This is a genomic window from Rheinheimera soli (genome assembly GCF_021290985.1).
Taxonomy (GTDB): Bacteria; Pseudomonadota; Gammaproteobacteria; order Enterobacterales; family Alteromonadaceae; genus Pararheinheimera; species Pararheinheimera soli.
This window is the reverse complement of record NZ_JAJOYU010000005.1, coordinates 123057-141665: the sequence shown is the minus strand read 5'-3', so window position 1 is coordinate 141665 and position 18609 is coordinate 123057. Positions and strand designations below refer to the sequence as shown.

Below are 18609 nucleotides of genomic sequence, written 5' to 3'. Positions count from 1 at the left end.
AATTCCAGACAATAACAAGACCCGTCATGTTGTTGCCCGGCCTATTCTGGCTAAAGCAGTAACCAGGCAAGGATTGAAGACCATGATTAAAAAAGACTACGTATGGCCACTGATAGGATTGGCCGCTGTAGCATTTTCCGTCTACGTACTGATAGAACAGCTCAAAGGTATTTCTTACGAAGACGTAGTCCGCAGTTTAGAAGCCATTTCGTTACATGGCTGGTTGATGGCCGGCTTAGCCACTGTATTTGCTTATGTAGCTCTGGCCGGCTACGACAGATTGGCGTTATCCCATCTGCGTAAAAAAGTATCCTGGACCTTTATTTCCGTTGCCTCTTTTACTGCTTATGCCATAGGTCACAACCTCGGTGCCTCGGTATTTTCAGGGGCTGTAGTGCGCTACAGAGCTTATCGTTCGCAAGGTTTAACGCCTGCCGAAGTAGGCATTCTGGTTGCATTTTGCTCTTTTACTTTTGCTTTGGGCACTATTGTATTGGCTGGTATTGTGTTGTTGATTGAGCCGGGTTTACCTGCGCTGTTTCACAGTGCCTTGCCAGAGTGGGTCGCCTTATTGCTTGGTGGCGCTATGCTATTTCTGGTCGTCCTGTATTTATGGGGCAGCTTTATGAAAAAGCGTTGCATCGATTTGTGGACCATCAAACTGGAGTACCCTCGTTTTTCACTGATCTGCAAACAACTGGTCGTGGCTCCATTGGAGTTATTAGCCGCTGCGGCCATTATTTATTACGCCTTACCTGAGCAAAGTAACCCAGGGTATTTTATGGTGTTGGGTATTTTTCTGGCGTCTTTTTCAGCGGCTTTGTTGTCGCATGCGCCTGGTGGTTTAGGTGTGCTGGAAGTGATGTTTTTATTGGCCCTGCCCAATGTAGACCCGGCAGATGTGATAGCCGCGTTATTAGTATTCCGCTTGTTTTATCTGCTGATCCCATTTGCCATTTCGCTGATTTTTGTCGTCTGGTTTGAGCATGATCAGTTACTGAAGAAGTTTAAAAGCAGCAAAAGTTAACCCTTAGTACTTGAAGCTAAAGCTGAACTTAGGATCCGTAATCCGGTAGCTTTTTCGGTTTCTCTGCTTTGGGCTGAAAAGAGCTTGGCAAGACTTCAATACCGAGCTTACGGCCTACTTTGATCAGTATTGGAATAGTGATGGGGGCAAAAGGCAAGACAGCAAAAATACTTAATCCTGTGGCGCGTAACACATCCACTAACTGGTGATTGGCAAAACGCATTTCCGCTTGAGTGGCTTTACCCTGCAACGAACGCTGATAAATAATCAGCATACGTTTGGTTTCATCGGTTTCCTGCGACAAGGCCATTCGAAGCCGGATCATGCTGAAGCGAATACGCGACATACTTTTACGTCGTTGTAACCGCAATACCCGGATCGGCGCTTTGTGCAACCGACTTAACAGATTCATACCCACCTCAGATGCCTATATACCCAATCAACCCGCAGAACCAGCAATGCAAAGATTGCAGGGGCAGGTCTTGTACCCGCCCTTCTATTGACACAGCGGTTCAGATGACTGGCATAAACATTATCGGCTGCTTTGATGAGACAAGACAGTGTTATTTTGTAGTAATTACTATAAGGCACTGACTAAAAAATTAGGGTTTTTCAGGTTTTCTCTGTGATAAGCAGGATTGGCTATGCCCTGGTACTCCACTTGTGCACCTGCCACTTTGGCGATGACATGACCTGCACCTGTATCCCACAACATGGTAGGGCCAAAACGAGGGTACAAATGCGCGCTGCCTTCAGCCACTAAACAAAACTTCAGCGAGCTGCCAACCGCTATCAGCTCATGATGGGGAAAGCGGCTTAAATAGTCTTCCACATCAGCGCTGTAATGACTGCGGCTGCCCACGACTTTGACCACCTCACCTGCTGATGGCGTTAAAGCCACTCTAATAGTTTCAGTTAAGCCATGCTGTTGTCGGGTTGCGCCTAAACCATCAGCTGCGGCATAGGTTTTATCCAGCACCGGTGCATGAATAACCCCAAGCACAGGTTCGCCTTGTTGAATAAGGGCGATGTTAACGGTGAATTCGCCGTTACGTTTAATAAACTCTTTGGTGCCATCTAAAGGGTCAACCAGCCAGTATTGGGTCCACTGCTGCCGTGCTGACCAGGGAATATCTGCCGCTTCTTCGGATAACACAGGCACATGGGGTGTTAACTTAGTCAGTTCGGCCAGAATTAAATGATGGGCCGCTAAATCGGCTTCGGTTAAAGGCGAGTCATCGTCTTTTTGCTCAACGGCAAAGTCACGCTGATACACAGTTAAAATGGCATCCCCTGCAGCAACAGCTATACGTCGTACTTGCTCCAGTAAATCCTGTGTCAGTTGCAGCATTAGCTCAACACTCCTTTTTCCGTCAGTAAGGCAATCAGTTGATCAACACTCTGATCCAGACTCTGCTGTGCTGTGTCTATGGTCAAGTCCGGTTGTTGTGGTGCTTCATAAGGATCAGAAATACCAGTGAAGTGACTGATTTCACCACGTCTGGCTTTTTGATACAAACCTTTCACGTCACGCTGCTCACACACATCTAACGAAGTGGCGATATAAATTTCTAAAAACTTACCTTCCGGCAGGCTGCTTTTTATTGCCTGGCGCTGAGCGCGGTAAGGTGAAATAAAGGCGCTGAGCACCACCAGACCGGCGTCCAGCATTAAACCTGCCACTGCACCTACCCGGCGGATGTTTTCGGTCCGATCCGCTTCGCTGAAGCCTAAATCAGCACATAAGCCATGACGCACATTATCGCCGTCCAGCAAATAGCTGTGCACCTTACGTTTTACCAGTTCCTGCTCTAACGCATTGGCCACTGTGGATTTTCCCGCGCCGCTTAAGCCTGTAAACCACAATACAACGCCTTGATGACCGTTTTGTTGCTCACGATCGGCGCGGCTGATTTGATAGTTTTGCCAAACGACCTGACTCATAAATATTCCTTAGAGCGACTGAAAAGGGAAAAACAGTGGGATTAACGTCAGCACAGCTATTGAATAAGCTAATGCCATAGGTAAACCCACCTTAATATACTGGCTGAGCTTGTAGTTACCGACAGTAAATACCAGCAGATTGGTCTGATAACCCCATGGAGAAATAAAGCTGGCACTAGCACCAAACAATACCGCCATAATCAGCGGCATAGGATCTATACCGAAGGCTTTCGCCAGACTGATAGCCAAAGGGCAGGCTAAAGCAGCGGCCGCGTTATTGGACATCAGCTCGGTTAAGATCAAAGTAAAAAAGTACAAAGCAGCTAAAGCCCAAAACAGGTGATAACCGCTGAACACCTGTAACAAACCTTGCCCCAGCAATTCAGACACACCGGTATTTTCCATCGCTTGCGACAGTACCAAAGCGCCACCGACAATCAGCACTATATCCAGTGGAAAACGTCGTCTGATTTCCTGCAAGCTGATAATACCAGTCGCCATTAAGCCGATCAGAAGCAAGACTAAACCTTTGAGTAAGGGCAATTCACCTGTCATCGACAAGCCTACCACTGCCACAAAAGCGGACAACACGCCCCAACTGCGGCGCAAAGATAAACGGGTAGCGGAATCAACACCGTTGACCAATAAAAATTCTTTATTGAGTTTGCTGTTCTGATGAAAGCTTTTGCCCGGCACCAGCAGTAAAGTATCGCCGGTTTGCAGCACTATAGAGCCTAAACCGCCCTGCAAACGTTCCTGACCACGTTTGACAGCAACAACCACAGCATCAAACTCCTCACGAAATTTGGCGTCTTTCAGTGACACGCCATTGAGACTTGATGAGTGACTGATAATAGCCTCCACCAACGCCTGACCATTCATGCTGTGATGGCCATACAAAGTCAGGCCCTGAATTTCCTGCAATAAAGCGACAGATTCCATATCACCGGCAAACAGCAATACATCACCTTGCTGCAAGCGATCGTCCGGGCAAACAGGCGCTATATTCTGCTCACCCCGCACTATTTCAGCTAAAAACAACTTACGTAAATGCCGAAGCCCGGCTTCACCTATGGTTTTCCCAATCAGCACTGAATCTTCACTTAAACGCGCTTCAAGGAAATAGGGCAAGTCGGCTTCTTCCACCGCTTTTTCAGTCACTGGCAAGCGATCGGCAATCAGCCACATCATCAGCATACCGGACAGCACCACGCCAGCACCTACGGCCGTGGTGGTGAAAAACTGCAATAAAGGCAATTCAGCTTTGTCTAAAAAGCTGTTCACCACCAGGTTGGTAGAGGTTCCTATCAGGGTGAGAGTGCCACCAAAAGTGGCAGCAAAAGCCATAGGCAACATCAGCTTACTGGGGGCAAACTTCTGGCTGCGTTTAATAGCACCAATTAAGCTGGCGACTACTGCGGTATTGGCGGTAAAAGACGACAAAACTGCAGTTGAAATCCACAAGCGGCCAAGCACAGTACGTAAGCCGCCGTTGTTAAGCTGCTGGCCCACCCAGCTGATTAAGCGGGTTTTCTCCAGTGCTATGGACACCAGCAATAACAACACCAGGGTTAATAACGAAGAGTCGGTAAAACTGGCGGAAAATTGTTGTACGTTGAGCAAATCCGTCAGATAAGTCAGTACGGCCACTGCGCCAAAAACCCAGGCGGCCGACAGCCGTGTCAGGGTCAGCAGGGCAATCAACCCTGCCAAAATAGCGAATACGCCGTACTGCTCCAGACTCATGCTCAGCCTTTGTTCAACTGGCTTAAATCCAGTGCCTGCCAGTGTGGGAAATGTTTACGCACTAAGGCATTCAGTTCCAGCTCAAATTCTGAGAATTCAGCTTTGCTACTAACACTGGCCAAAGCGCTGTCGACCATACCAGCACCAACAGTGATATTGCTGATGCGGTCGATAAAGATAAAACCACCTGTATCGCGGTTTTGCGCATAAGGGTCAAACACCACAGCTTCGGTCAGTTCCAACTCGACCAGCGCTATGCTGTTGAGTTCCAGCTTATCGGCCTGATGTTCCGCCAAAGTATTTACATCGATGCTGTGAGCAATAGCTGTGACTTTTCCGCTGACCTTTTTTGTCGCCAGTTTGATGTTGTAGCTTTTGCCAATCAGCAGTGGCTCTTCATGCATCCAGACCACTTTGGCCAGAATACGGTTCGATACCGCTGCATGATGCACTGCAGGCACTAGCACATCACCCCGGCTGATATCTATTTCATCATTGATGGTGATAGTAACTGCCTGACCTGCCACAGCCTCTTGCCATTCGCCATCAAAAGTAACAATAGACTTAATAGTGGAACCTTTGCCTGAAGGTAAAGCCACTATGGCGTCACCCACTTTAAAACTACCGCTGGCGATAGTACCGGCAAAACCACGGAAATCCAGATTAGGGCGGCTGACATACTGCACCGGTAAACGGGCTTCGGCTTGCCAGTTAAAACCTGTGACAGGAGCCTTTTCTAATAAGCTCAGTAAAGGACCGTCCTGATACCAGGGCGTTTGGGTGGAGCTGTGTACTACGTTGTCGCCATTCAGGGCTGACAAGGGCACAAACTGAATAGAAGGCACGTTGAGCTGCGCGGCAAATTGCAGGTAATCCTGTTTAATTTGCTCAAAACGCTGCTGATCAAAACCTAATAAATCCATTTTATTGATAGCAACCACAAACTGCTTTATGCCCAGCAATGAACAGATAAAGCTGTGACGACGAGTCTGGGTTTGCACGCCATAACGGGCGTCGACCAGAATAATAGCCAGGTCGCAATTCGAGGCACCTGTCGCCATATTGCGGGTGTACTGCTCATGGCCTGGGGTGTCGGCAATAATAAACTTACGTTTGTCGGTGGAGAAATAGCGGTAGGCCACGTCTATGGTAATGCCCTGCTCGCGTTCCGCCTGTAAACCGTCCACCAGCAAGGCTAAATCTATGGTTTCACCTGTGGTGCCATGGGTTTTGCTGTCTTTATGCAAAGCAGCCAGTTGGTCTTCATAAATCTGCATACTGTCATGCAATAAACGACCGATCAGCGTACTTTTACCGTCGTCGACTGAGCCGCAGGTTAAAAACTTCAGCAGCGATTTGTGCTGTTGCTGCTCTAAATACTGCTCAATGCCTACTTGGGCTAATTCATTGGCGACTGACATCAGAAATACCCCTCACGTTTTTTCTTTTCCATAGAACCACTGGAATCGTGGTCAATCACCCGGCCTTGTCGTTCACTGGAAGTCGACAACAGCATCTCTTCAATAATACCGGTCAGGCTGTCTGCAGAGGATTCGATAGCACCCGTCAGCGGATAACAACCTAAAGTACGGAAACGCACCAGCTTTTGTTCTGGTACTTCACCCGGATTCAGTGGCATACGTTCGTCATCCACCATAATCAGAGTACCGTTACGCTCGACCACAGGGCGCACAGCAGCAAAATACAGCGGCACTATGTCGATTTTTTCCTGATAGATGTATTGCCAGATATCCAGCTCAGTCCAGTTCGACAGAGGGAATACGCGGATACTTTCGCCTTTATTCACCTGACCATTGTAGGTATGCCACAGCTCAGGACGTTGATTTTTCGGGTCCCATCTGTGGTGTTGATCACGGAATGAATAGACCCGCTCTTTAGCACGGGATTTTTCTTCGTCACGGCGCGCGCCACCAAAAGCTGCATCAAAACCGTACTGATCCAGCGCTTGTTTTAAGCCCTGGGTTTTCATCACGTCAGTGTGTTTGGAGCTGCCGTAGGTAAATGGATTCATATCCATGGCAATGCCTTCCGGATTGATATGCACCAGCAAATCAAAGCCATATTGTTTCGCCACTTTGTCACGGAACTCGATCATCTCGCGGAATTTCCAGCGGGTATCAACATGCAACAGTGGAAACGGAATTTTGCCCGGATAAAAAGCTTTGCGCGCTAAATGCAGCAGCACAGAGGAATCTTTACCTATGGAATACAACATCACCGGATTATCAAATTCGGCCGCTACTTCGCGAAAAATCTGGATACTTTCAGCTTCCAGTTGTTGTAAATGTGTCAGAGGTTTGACTGGCTGGCCCATAGGGTCTGCTCCCTTAAAGTCTGTAAAAAGATCTATCAATTAAATCAAATTCTGTTGGTTAAAGGCTGTTGAGCCTGCTGATCAGGTCTGTCACCAAACCAGTTTAATTTTTGCTGTAAGGCAACCACTTCACCAATAATCAGCAAAGCCGGTGACTGCACCTGATGCTCTGTGACTAAATGGGCCAGTTGATTGAGCTGTCCGGTAAAAACCCGCTGATCGACTCTGGTGCCGTTTTCAATCACTGCCACAGGAATATCTGCAGCACGACCAGCGGCTAATAACTGCTGCTGAATGTGCTCTACTTTCATCAGGCCCATATAAATCACCAGAGTCTGGTTTGGCCGGCTTAAACTTTGCCAGTCCGGCTCCACGCCGTCTTTACGGCAATGACCAGTGACAAACTGCACGGCCTGGGCATAATCCCTGTGAGTTAAAGCAATACCGGCATAAGCGGCGCAACCTGCGGCCGCCGTAATACCAGGCACCACCTGAAACGGGATCTTGTGAGGTAACAGCACTTCTATTTCTTCAGCACCACGGCCAAAAATAAAAGGGTCACCGCCTTTGAGCCTGCAGACTTTTTTACCTGATAAAGCTAAAGAAACCAATAAGTTATTTGTTTCTTCCTGTGCTACCGAATGCGCACCGGCTTTTTTCCCTACACAGACCAATTCAGCATCACGGCGCACCAGTTGTAGAATAGGATCTGAGACTAAATAGTCGTACACCACCACATCAGCCTGCTGCATCAGTTGCAATGCTTTTAAGGTCAGAAGTTCCGGATCGCCAGGGCCAGAGCCCACTAAATAGACTTCGCCCTGAGTTGGGATTTCCCGTTCTAATAAAGCGTCTAATTGCTGCTGAGCTAGATCCAGCCGGTTAGCCTGTACTTCACGCACAATGGAGGAGTCAAATACCCGCTCCCAAAACTGGCGGCGACCAGCAAAACCTGAAATCTTTTGTTTTACTTTTTCGCGAAAGGAACCCACCAACTGAGCCAATGGGCCTAAATGCGCAGGTAAAATAGCTTCGAGTTTTTCGCGCAAACGCCTTGCCAGCACAGGCGCAGTGCCAGCGCTGGAAATAGCGATCAAAATAGGGCTACGGTCGATAATGGCAGGGAAAATAAAACTGCAGTTCGGCTGGTCATCCACAGTATTGACCAAAATATTGCGCGCATCGGCGGCCTCAAACACCGACTGATTAACAGCATCATCATCTGTGGCAGCTATCACCAAGACGTGACCGTCTATATGTTCAGGTGTAAAACGGCTTTCAATTAAGGTGGCTTTGCCTTGTTGCTGCCATTCTTTAAACTCATCTGAAAAGTAAGTGGCTACTACTGTTAAACGAGCACCAGCTTTGAGTAAAGTACCGGCCTTGCGCAATGCCACATGACCAGCGCCCACCAGCAAAACCGGGCGATTTTTCAATTGGGCAAAAATAGGCAAATACTGCACTTCAGGCTCCTGCTGTATGGACAGCACTTTGATACAACTATGCTCTGATTTGGTTAGAGTGGCGACCTCAATCAAAGCTTTTTCGTTTGAGCCTGCATATTAGACGTCTAAACGTCTTTTTATCAAGAATGGATATCGATCTCTTATAACTAAATGGAATGAGGAGCAATAAAAAGGGGTGGGTCAAATGAATTTGATCCACCCCTTTTTGTAGTTATAGATAACTACTATCTGCCCATTTAAATATCAGACTTTCTGGCTTTGACACACAGCCGCAGTAAAGACCACGTCAGTCGAACTATTCAGAGCAGTTTCAGCACTGTCCTGAATGACACCAATAATAAAACCAGTCGCCACGACCTGCATCGCCACTTCATTTGGAATGCCAAATAAGCTACAAGCGAGCGGGATCAGCAATAAAGACCCACCAGCGACACCAGAAGCACCACAAGCAGAAACCGCAGCCAGCACACTTAATAAAATAGCGCTGGCAAAATCAACTTCTATACCCAGCGTATTTACAGTCGCCAATGTCAGCACTGTGATGGTAATAGCGGCGCCTGCCATATTGATGGTGGCGCCCAGCGGAATAGACACACCGTAGATTTCTTCGTTGAGTTTCAGCTTTTCACACAACTGTAAATTGACCGGAATATTAGCGGCCGAACTGCGGGTAAAAAAGGCTGTCACGCCACTTTCGCGTAAGCAGGTAAAGACCAGTGGATAAGGATTGGAGCCGGTTTTAGCAAATACCAGCAGCGGGTTCACTACAAAAGCGATGATCGCCATAGCGCCTAACAGCACAGCAATCAGCTGACCATAACTGGCTAAAGCAGCAAAACCTGTGGTCGCTATGGTATCGGCCACCAAACCTAAAATACCAAAAGGCGCCAGACGGATAATAAAACGCACTAAAGACGACACACCATGCGACAAATCAAAAAACACCAGCTTGGTGCTTTTGCTGGCATGCTGCAACGCCAAACCTAAACCTACGGCCCAGGCTAAAACGCCAATATAGTTACCGGTAATTAAGGCGTTAATAGGGTTATCTACTACTTTCAGCAGCAAAGCTTTTAATACTTCGCTGATACCTTCAGGGGCCGCAATGACTTCAGGCACGGCGGTCAGCACCAAGGTCGTTGGGAACATAAAACTCAGTAATACAGCCACCACTGCCGCTAAAAAAGTGCCAAACAGATACAACACCAACACAGGTTTGATGCTACTGCCTTCAGATGCTTGTTTATTGGCTATGGCAGAAGCCACCAACACAAAAACCAGCAAAGGCGCTATAGCTTTTAGAGCGTTGACGAATAAAGTGCCTAACAAAGATAAATTTTTTGCCAGCTCTGGCGACACGACAGCCACCAGCACACCTAATAAAATACCAATAATAATTTGTGGCACTAAGCCTAGTTGCAGAAGTTTTTGCCATGGACGGGATGCGGTGGATGTCATTCGGATTCTCTGTTGCTTTGCTGTGGTGCGCGCCACAGTTATAGGAATAAGTGCCCGATTTTGCCCTGAATCTGCTGGCGGAGCAAGTCTGAACAGTCACCACATATATTCACTTTTGTGTAACATCTGGCTTTAAATTCGTATAAACAGATGTTAGTTTGTTAAAAACACTCAATAGATTCAAACACTATGCATTTGACCAGAATTGCCTTGCTGTTAGTTGCGATAACAACCCAAAGCTGTGTGATGCAAACAGAGCCACAGATCAAGGCCAGCTTACAGCCGCCAACTACATCTATTGAGCTGTTTCAGCAACCAGCCGATCTGCCAGAACTGGAGCAGCTTTTTTATCTGAATGATAAACAGCAGCAGGATTTTTTGAGTTATTTCCACAGTGCAGCACAAGCGGCTCACCCGGCAGAGCAAAGACTGTACAACTTTCTGCAAAATAAACTGATGTACTTTAATTACGAAGGGGCCAATTACCCGGCTCAGATTGCCATGGAGCAGTTCAGAGGCAATTGCATGACGCTGGCACTACTGACTTCTGCGCTGGCACAGTTGGCGAACATAGAGGTGGGTTACAAAGTCATTTATCAAGAACCTCTTATTGACTACAAAGATAATATCTTTATCAGTTCCAATCATATCCGCACCTATTTATACAAAGAAGCTGCCCAGCCACAAAAAGGAAAAATGGTGCTGCAAAGAGCTGCTCTGGTTATAGACTATTTCCCGGAAAACTCTGATTTCGTTGGAGAAAACATCAGCTCAGCGCGTTTTCACGCCATGCTATACAACAATCTTGCTGCTGATGCTCTGCTGCAAGGCGACAGTGACAAAGCTTTTTTTCTGAGTCAAAAAGCACTGCAACAGGATCAGACCTACACCCCGGCAGTGAATATGGTTGCATTGATGTATCACCGGAAAAAAGCCTTTGCTGAAGCACTGCAGTGGTTTGATTATGGCATGCAACTTCAGGACAACCAGATCACCTTACTGACTAATTACCGCGACTTGGCCGCGAAAACAGACAACCAGCAGTTACTGGAAAAAATTAATCAGCAAATTATGAGTCACGACGATGACAATCCTTATGCCTGGCTGGCTTTAGCCATAGACGCAGAGCGTAACCAGCAGTTCAGCCATGCCAAACTCTACTATAAAAAATTACTGGAAAAAGCACCTTATCTGCACAATGCTAACCTGGCGCTTATTCGGCTGTACGTGCAGGAGCAAAACTTCAGAGCGGCACAAAAACTGGTAGAGCAGGCGATAAACTATGCTTACGAACCAGAGCGGCTGAAGTTGTATAACACCAAGCTGGCCGCATTAAAGCAGCACAGGAAGACCATGCAGCAAACGCCTTAACAAGGGTATTACTCAGCATGACTGCTGATAATTTGCCGCAATATCCATTGCCGGTCCGGTGCGTCCGCCGGAGGTTCTGCGATAATCACTTCGCTGACTTCCAACTGATACACCTGACCAGGTTGGTAGTCAAAGCCAACAATATCGCCATACAGCAGTTGCCAGTCTTCATTGGGGTTGTAACGAACTTGCAAACATTCGGTAGGCCCTACCGCCATACATTCACGTTTTTCAGCTGCCACCCATAGGATCAGTGTAGCTTCGGTGTTTTCAGTCAAAACTGGGGGATAAACACCGGATTCATTTGGTGTCTTTACAGTAACCTGAGGTTCAGCGGAGCTTGTCGATTCAGTACAGCCGGTTAAAGTAAAAAACATCAGCGTACCGAGCAAAGTAGGTAACACCAGCCATTTGCTTAACATAAGTATCGTCCCTAATTTAATGTTTTAGCCAGTCTATCGAACAAAAATGGACAGAAACTGAATAGCATATCCTTATGCATGTTTAGAACTAAACTCCAGCTCTGGCAGCCTGGGCAATAACAAGTTTTGCCAATACAAAGCAGGAGCCGGGCGGCCAAATAAATAGCCTTGCATCAGCTGGCAGCCCAGGCTTTGCAGGAAACGACGTTGTATATCGTTTTCTACCCCTTCGGCCACTATATTCAGATTTAAGGCTTTGGCCAGTTGAATAGTAGTATGCAAAATACGCACAGTGCGGCCATCCTGAGGAATACAGCTGACAAAACGCCGGTCTATTTTGATGGTATCGGCAGGACAATCCACCAACTGACTTAAAGACGAATGGCCAGTACCAAAATCGTCGATGGAAATACTAAAACCATACTGATGAAGCGCTTTTAAACGTTTATGCAATAAAGGTTGTTGCACCGCTATATTGGTTTCAGTGATCTCTAACTGCAGGTAGCGGGTTAACCAGGGATGATCGGCACTCAGGCTCATCAGTTCAGCAAAAAAGCTGTCGTCCAAAAGCTCAGGCCCACCCAGATTAATAGCAATAGGGTATAACAAGCCTTGCTGTTGCCAGCTTTGCAAAATGCTGACACTTTGTTGCAGCACTAAACGGGAAAACATCGTCATCAGACCATGGCGTTCTGCCATCAGCACAAAACAATCAGGTGCTATGGCCTCTCCATCAATAAACCAGCGGCTTAAGGCTTCAAAACTCTGAATTTTTCCTTGCGGGTCAACCTTAGGTTGTAACCAAAGTTCCAGCTGCTTTTGCCGTATCGCGTCGCGAAACGCATTCAGCAGTTGATAATCCTGTTCCAGTTGCCGGGCTTGTTGCTGATCATAAAAACTAACGGCCTGGCCTGGGCTGGATAACTCTAAAGCCAGTTCACATTGTTCAATTAACTGCTGCGCATTCTGGTTGTCACGCAGTTCAGTAAAACTAACACCAAACTGATAACTCATACGAGCAGTGTAAGGTCCCACTGTCAGCTCAACTGGCAATTGACTGGCAATAGCTTCTGCCAGCTGCTTTGGATCCAGCACATTGAGATCGCCTTTTAACCAGAGCGCAAACTTCACGCCCCTTACTCTGGCCAAGACTGCATCAGAGGGCAAAGCGGCTTTCGCTACTTTGGAGAAATGTTGTAATAACTGGCTGCCAAATTCATAACCATACTGCTGATTCAGGGTTTTGACATGACGCAAGCGGATAATAGCCACCAGTGCAAACTCATGAGGCGCTAACTTCTCTTGCTTGTAGTTCACCAGTTCAGTAAAACCAGCCACATTAGGTAAACAGGTTAAACCGTCATAATGCAGCCAGCTGTCCTGCGCTTTCTGGCTTTGTTTTAATTGCTGCTGTAACTGGCGTAGAGCGCTGATTTCCTGCAGGCTCACCACATGGTGGCCCGATCGGGTCAACATGACATGCTTCAAGACCAGACTGGACTCAGGCCGACTTTTTAAATTACATTCCACTTTGCCTTTCAGCCAATGTCCCTGCAACTGACTGTCCTGCACAAAGTTCAGCAAAGACAATAAATTAGCTTGTTGTTCAGCCTCCAGCCCCAACAGCTGGGACGCCAGGCTATTGCATTTAATGATGTCGCCTGAAGCTGTCACCAGCACAGTGGCAGAACCATTATGCTCAAACAATTCTTCGTAATAATCATGGCTTTGTGCCAGATGTTGATTCAGCTCTGTCAGTTGCACAGCACTACGTTTTAAGGTGCTGAACACCCGGGCGGCAGCCAAAGGCAGGCACAAATTAAAAAACAAAAACAATAAGCCATGCAAATAACTGTGACTGGCAGGCAAGGTAATAGACCAACCCGCAAGATTACCCGGAGCCTGATTTTGTAGCAGATAAATAAAAGGAATAAAATTCAGCGCCATAAAAACTAAAGCAGTTCTGAAGCCAAAAAACATCAGACTGATCATCGGCAAGGTGTATATAAAAATGATGCCAAGTTTGCCCAGCTCAAAGTTATCCACCAGTACTAAAATACAGAGCCCGGCCAGTACTACTATGGCCAGCAAAGCAGCGGCGCTGAGTTTGACATAACGGCTGGAAATAAACAGGGTTGAAACTAATGCCAGGTAAAAAGAAAAGGTGATAGCTATCACATGATAGGCACCCATTTGCCAGGCCTGCCAGGAGCTGTGCAGCACTATCGCAAACACCAGACAAAGCCCTGAAAGCACAATAATACGCAGCACACTTTGTTGCCAGAACGCACTATCAGCGCTGCCTAAATCCTGAGCCCTCAGCCGCAAAAAACGACCTAACCACTCCACATGCCGCTCCCCCATTCCATTGATCAGGCCTGCTCAGGCTCTGATGTCACCGGCCTGTAGCAGGCTTTTCAACCGGACGAATGTAATGGCTAGGCTTGTTAACTACAAGTTATTTTTATTCACTTAAGGGACAAAGTCGATAATTGGTATTATTTGGCCGTTCAATGGCGGCGGACTAGATGCCGTCGCCATCCAGGTGAATGCCGCATTCGCGGCCAAAGCCGTTAAAACGGGTGTCTTCTTCTGTCATGCCCAGTTCGAGTTTACGGGTAGAATGCACGTCTCCCACAGAGACATAACCTTGCTCCCACAAAGGGTGGTAAGGTAAGTTGTGTTCTTTTAGATAATAAAACACGTCTTTATTTGACCATTCGATAATAGGTTGCACTTTCACAGTGCCTCGGCTGATTTCGATAATATCTTTATCAGCTCGGGTGCTGGACTGACTGCGACGTAAACCACTGAACCAGGTGCCTACATTCAGCTCTTTTAAAGCGCGCTGTAAAGGCTCCACTTTATTCATATGGTTGTATTGTTTAATACCAGCTTCGTTTTCCCATAACTTACCAAAACGTGCTTCCTGCCAGGCCGGGCTTAAATGGGCGCGGTACACTTTCAGATTCAGTTGCAACCGATCTTTCAGCTCATCAATAAACTGATAAGTTTCAGGAAACAGATAGCCAGTGTCTGTTAACAACACCGGAATATCAGGCCGCTCACTGGTCACCAGATGCAACATCACAGCAGATTGAATACCAAAGCTGGAGCTTAAGATCTGCTGATCCGGCAAATGATCCAGTGCCCATTTCACCCGTTCGGCTGGCGTTAAAGGCAACAACAGCTGATTGGCTTCCGCCAGCAGTTGTTGTTGCTGCTCTGTATCCAGCTGCAACAGCTGTTTATACTGACTCATGATATGCCCCTTAATGGACTGAACTCAGGCATGAAAGTCGGTTTTTGATACTTTCACTTCGGCGACAACACCTACACGCACGACAAAATCACCAAAACATTCGTTGTTATTACGTTCAGCAACCCAGCGTCCAATCAGGCCGTCCAGCGCTTGCAGAATGTCGGCTTCCGCCACGTTATCTAAATACAGCTTAGGTATACGAGTGCCCTGAGTATTACCACCTAAATACAGGTTGTATTTACCAGGACCACGACCCACTAAACCAGCTTCGGCCAGCATGGCGCGACCACAGCCATTAGGGCAGCCCACCACACGTAAAATAATGTGGTCATCAGGTACACCGTGTTTGGTCAGCAACTCTTCAACATGAGTGACTAAAGTCGGCAAATAGCGCTCTGCTTCTGCCATAGCCAGTGGACAAGTAGGTAAAGACACACAGGCCATAGAGTTTTTACGCTGCTCTGTCACGCTGTCGTTAATCAAGCCATGCAAACGGGCTAAAGCTTCAATATCAGCTTTGTCTTCGGCGGCCACACCAGCAATAATCAGGTTTTGATTCGCTGTCATGCGGAAGTCGCCTTTATGAATACGGGCGATTTCAGCCACACCTGTTTTTAAGGTTTTACCTGGATAATCCAGAATGCGGCCGTTTTCGATAAATACAGTGAGGTGATGTTTACCATCTATGCCTTCAACCCAACCAAAACGATCGCCACGGCCAGTGAACTCATAGGCACGGCTTGGCTGGAACTTCACGCCAACACGTTTTTCCACTTCGGCTTTAAATACGTCCACCCCAATGCGGTCTATGGTGTATTTGGTTTTGGCGTTTTTACGATTCACCCTGTCGCCATAATCACGCTGCACTGTGACTACGTGTTCAGCCACAGCCAATACATGTTCCAGAGCGATAAAACCGAAGTCTTCGGCTTTACGTGGGTAAGTGCCTTTATCGCCATGAGTCATAGCAAGACCACCACCGACTAAGACGTTAAAGCCCACCAACTGGCCATTTTCGGCAATAGCGACAAAGTTTAAGTCGTTGGCATGCACGTCGACGTCGTTTTGCGGCGGTATCACCACAGTAGTTTTAAACTTCCGTGGTAAATAAGTTTCGCCCAGAATAGGTTCGACTTCTGTGGTCTCTACTTTTTGCTCGTCCAGCCAAATCTCTGCGTAGGCTTTGGTTTTTGGCAGTAAGTGCTCAGAAATTTTTGCCGCCCACTGATAGGCTTGCTGATGCAGTACAGACTCGACTGGGTTGGAAGTACACAACACGTTACGGTTGACATCACCAGCTGTCGCTATGGAGTCAATGCCGATGCTGTTCAGCATCTGATGCATGCTTTTAATTTTCGGTTTTAACACACCGTGGAACTGAAAAGTCTGACGGGTGGTTAACCTAATACTGCCGTAAATCGTATTATCTGCAGCAAACTCATCAATCGCCAGCCATTGTTGTGGCGTGATAATACCGCCCGGCATACGGGCACGTAACATGACGTTATGCAGAGGTTCCAGTTTTTGTTCTGCACGTTCAGCACGGATATCACGGTCATCCTGCTGGTACATACCGTGGAAACGGATCAACATAAAATTGTCGCCGTTAAAGCCGCCGGTGATTTCGTCTTTTAAATCTTTGGTGATAGTGCCACGTAATAAATGACTGTCCTTTTTCAGTCGTTCGTTATCAGACAGCTGACCTTGCACCTGTAAATCCGGGTTAATTGGCTGAGTCATTAATAAACATCCTTCTGATAACGTTTGGCCTGACGTAAGTCGTCAAAATACTGTTCTGCTTCTTCTGCACTGAAGCCAGCTTGTTGTTGCGCTATATCGAGCAGCGCCTGATGCACATCTTTGGCCATTTTATTGCCATCACCACAAATGTAGAGATAAGCGCCTTGTTGCAACCAGGCCCATATTTCTTCTGCTTTTAACCGCAGCTTGTCCTGCACATAAACTTTCTGTGCCTGATCACGGCTAAAAGCCACATCCAGCTTGCTCAGCACGCCACGTTTTAAATAATCCTGCAGTTCCACCTGATACAAGAAGTCCTGAGTAAAATGTGGGTTACCAAAAAACAACCAGTTCTGACCTGTAGCACCGGCTTGATCACGCTCTTGCAGGAAAGCACGGAACGGCGCTATACCTGTACCTGGCCCTATCATAATGACTGGCGTTTCATGGTCCGGCAGACGGAAGTTATCGTTGTGTTCAACAAAAACTTTAAGCGCAGCGCCTTCTTCCAGTCGTTCCGCCAAAAAGCCCGAAGCGCCACCTAAATGCGTACTGCCAAAAGCGTCGTAACGCACTACGCCCAAAGTTAAGTGCACTTCATCACCTACTTCAGCCTGTGAAGAGGCAATAGAATACAAACGCGGTTGCTGTTTACGCAGCGCATCCACTAATTGCTGAGCTGTTAAAGGCGCAGGGTTTTGTAAAATCACATCCAGTGTCTGACGGTTGTCCAGATACTGACGCAAAGCGGTTTTATCTTTGACCAGCTCCAGCAATTCACTGTTGGCTGTGGCTTGTGCATATTTTTCGACAAAACTCGGGTAAGACTGAGTTAACTCCAGTTGTTCAGTTAACGCAGTTTTTAAGCTGTAAGTCTGACCCGCTAACTGCACTTCAGTAGCGCCATCAAGCCCTGTTGCCGCCAAAATAGCATCCACTGCGTTGTTGTCATTAAGGAAATACACCCCAAGCGAGTCACCCGGCTGATAGACGATGCCTGAATCTGCTAAGGAAATTTCGATATGACGCACATCTTTAGTCGAATCGCGGCCAGTGATCTTCTGATTCACGGATAACTCTGCGCTATAAGGCGCTTCTTTGGTAAAAGCACTGTCGTGGCTCGCAGTGGCTGTAGCGCCAGGCCAGGCAATGACCTGGGCAGAACCTGCAGCCTGCTTTAACTCTGGTGCAAAAGCCTGCACTGCGGTTTCAATCCAACTGGCCGCCTGAGCGGCATAATCTACGTCCAGATCGGCACGGGCGTGTAATCTTTTGCCACCTAAAGCAGCCAGTTGCTCATCAAAATCTATGGCTGTTTTACAGAAAAATTCATAACTGGTATCACCCAAACCCAGCACAGCAAACTGCAGGCCATCCAGCTTAGGTGCTTTTTTACTGAATAAGAATTTATGGAAAGCCACAGCACTTTCTGGTGGCTCCCCTTCGCCATAAGTCGAGGTGACAATCAGCAGGTATTTTTCTTTGGCTAATTGAGTGGTTTTGTAGCTGCCAATATCTGTTAGCTTCACAGCTATGCCTTGTTGCTCAGCAGCCGCTTTAATTTTGTTCGCCACAGTTTTGGCATTGCCGGTTTGTGAGCCATATAAAATAGTCAGCACCGCACTTTCATGGCTCTGTTGCGCAGTTGCTGGCAACTGGCTGCCCGCTAACTGAGCAGCTGCGACCAGATAACCACTCACCCAGGCCTGCTGAATAGGATTAAGCTGGCTGACTAGCGACTGTAAATCCTTGATTTGTTGAGCGGACAAAGGACTGGCCTGAGCAGCTAAAGACGCGAATAGCATAAAAACACCACAAATAAGCTAAGTTATCGCCAT

The 18609-nt window shown here is 47.3% G+C and carries 15 protein-coding genes; 2 read left to right on the top strand and 13 right to left on the bottom strand.

From position 1 onward, the window contains the following. Positions 1 to 82 precede the first annotated feature (82 nt). Entirely contained in the window at positions 83 to 1027 is a 945-nt protein-coding gene (locus LSG37_RS05765; RefSeq protein ID WP_233078977.1) for a lysylphosphatidylglycerol synthase domain-containing protein, read from the top strand. A gap of 28 nt (positions 1028 to 1055) precedes the next feature. On the opposite strand, the gene LSG37_RS05760 is transcribed toward LSG37_RS05765, so the two are convergent. The 8 genes from LSG37_RS05760 to sstT form a co-directional block, all read right to left on the bottom strand. Further along, positions 1056 to 1439, bottom strand: a complete 384-nt coding sequence (locus LSG37_RS05760) for an LETM1 domain-containing protein (RefSeq protein ID WP_233078976.1) — start codon at positions 1437 to 1439, stop codon at positions 1056 to 1058. A 168-nt stretch (positions 1440 to 1607) separates the two neighbouring features. After that, entirely contained in the window at positions 1608 to 2378 is a 771-nt protein-coding gene (gene cysQ / locus LSG37_RS05755) for a 3'(2'),5'-bisphosphate nucleotidase CysQ (RefSeq protein WP_233078975.1), read from the bottom strand. Then, entirely contained in the window at positions 2378 to 2971 is a 594-nt protein-coding gene (gene cysC / locus LSG37_RS05750) for an adenylyl-sulfate kinase (RefSeq protein WP_233078974.1), read from the bottom strand. The genes cysQ and cysC overlap by 1 nt, the downstream gene beginning before the upstream one ends. Positions 2972 to 2980: 9 nt before the next feature. Next, the gene (locus LSG37_RS05745) at positions 2981 to 4717 is read right to left on the bottom strand and encodes an SLC13 family permease (RefSeq protein ID WP_233078973.1); all 1737 of its coding nucleotides are present in this window, start codon (positions 4715 to 4717) and stop codon (positions 2981 to 2983) included. 2 nt (positions 4718 to 4719) lie between these two features. Continuing rightward, entirely contained in the window at positions 4720 to 6138 is a 1419-nt protein-coding gene (gene cysN, locus LSG37_RS05740) for a sulfate adenylyltransferase subunit CysN (protein ID WP_233078972.1), read from the bottom strand. Then, the gene (cysD, locus tag LSG37_RS05735; RefSeq protein ID WP_233078971.1) at positions 6138 to 7052 is read right to left on the bottom strand and encodes a sulfate adenylyltransferase subunit CysD; all 915 of its coding nucleotides are present in this window, start codon (positions 7050 to 7052) and stop codon (positions 6138 to 6140) included. The genes cysN and cysD overlap by 1 nt, the downstream gene beginning before the upstream one ends. A gap of 44 nt (positions 7053 to 7096) precedes the next feature. Next, complete coding sequence (gene cysG, locus LSG37_RS05730; protein ID WP_233078970.1) at positions 7097 to 8515, bottom strand: siroheme synthase CysG; 1419 nt, start codon at positions 8513 to 8515, stop codon at positions 7097 to 7099. A gap of 246 nt (positions 8516 to 8761) precedes the next feature. Then, positions 8762 to 9976: a serine/threonine transporter SstT gene (gene sstT / locus LSG37_RS05725; RefSeq protein ID WP_233078969.1), complete on the bottom strand. Its 1215-nt coding sequence runs from the start codon at positions 9974 to 9976 to the stop codon at positions 8762 to 8764. A gap of 189 nt (positions 9977 to 10165) precedes the next feature. Here sstT and LSG37_RS05720 point away from each other — a divergent pair, with 189 nt between their 5' ends. Further along, positions 10166 to 11347, top strand: a complete 1182-nt coding sequence (locus tag LSG37_RS05720) for a tetratricopeptide repeat protein (protein WP_233078968.1) — start codon at positions 10166 to 10168, stop codon at positions 11345 to 11347. Between the two features lie 8 nt (positions 11348 to 11355). Here LSG37_RS05720 and LSG37_RS05715 read toward each other — a convergent pair whose 3' ends face one another. The 5 genes from LSG37_RS05715 to LSG37_RS05695 form a co-directional block, all read right to left on the bottom strand. Then, positions 11356 to 11769, bottom strand: a complete 414-nt coding sequence (locus LSG37_RS05715) for a DUF4377 domain-containing protein (protein ID WP_233078967.1) — start codon at positions 11767 to 11769, stop codon at positions 11356 to 11358. A 72-nt stretch (positions 11770 to 11841) separates the two neighbouring features. Continuing rightward, a complete protein-coding gene (locus LSG37_RS21375; RefSeq protein WP_233078966.1) occupies positions 11842 to 14118 on the bottom strand; it encodes an EAL domain-containing protein in 2277 nt (758 codons plus the stop codon). A 175-nt stretch (positions 14119 to 14293) separates the two neighbouring features. Continuing rightward, complete coding sequence (locus LSG37_RS05705) at positions 14294 to 15031, bottom strand: phosphoadenylyl-sulfate reductase (protein WP_233078965.1); 738 nt, start codon at positions 15029 to 15031, stop codon at positions 14294 to 14296. 24 nt (positions 15032 to 15055) lie between these two features. Continuing rightward, on the bottom strand, positions 15056 to 16771 hold the full coding sequence (cysI, locus tag LSG37_RS05700; RefSeq protein WP_233078964.1) for an assimilatory sulfite reductase (NADPH) hemoprotein subunit: 1716 nt from the start codon (positions 16769 to 16771) through the stop codon (positions 15056 to 15058). Beyond that, on the bottom strand, positions 16771 to 18576 hold the full coding sequence (locus LSG37_RS05695) for an assimilatory sulfite reductase (NADPH) flavoprotein subunit (RefSeq protein WP_233078963.1): 1806 nt from the start codon (positions 18574 to 18576) through the stop codon (positions 16771 to 16773). The genes cysI and LSG37_RS05695 overlap by 1 nt, the downstream gene beginning before the upstream one ends. Between the last annotated feature and the right edge of the window lie 33 nt (positions 18577 to 18609).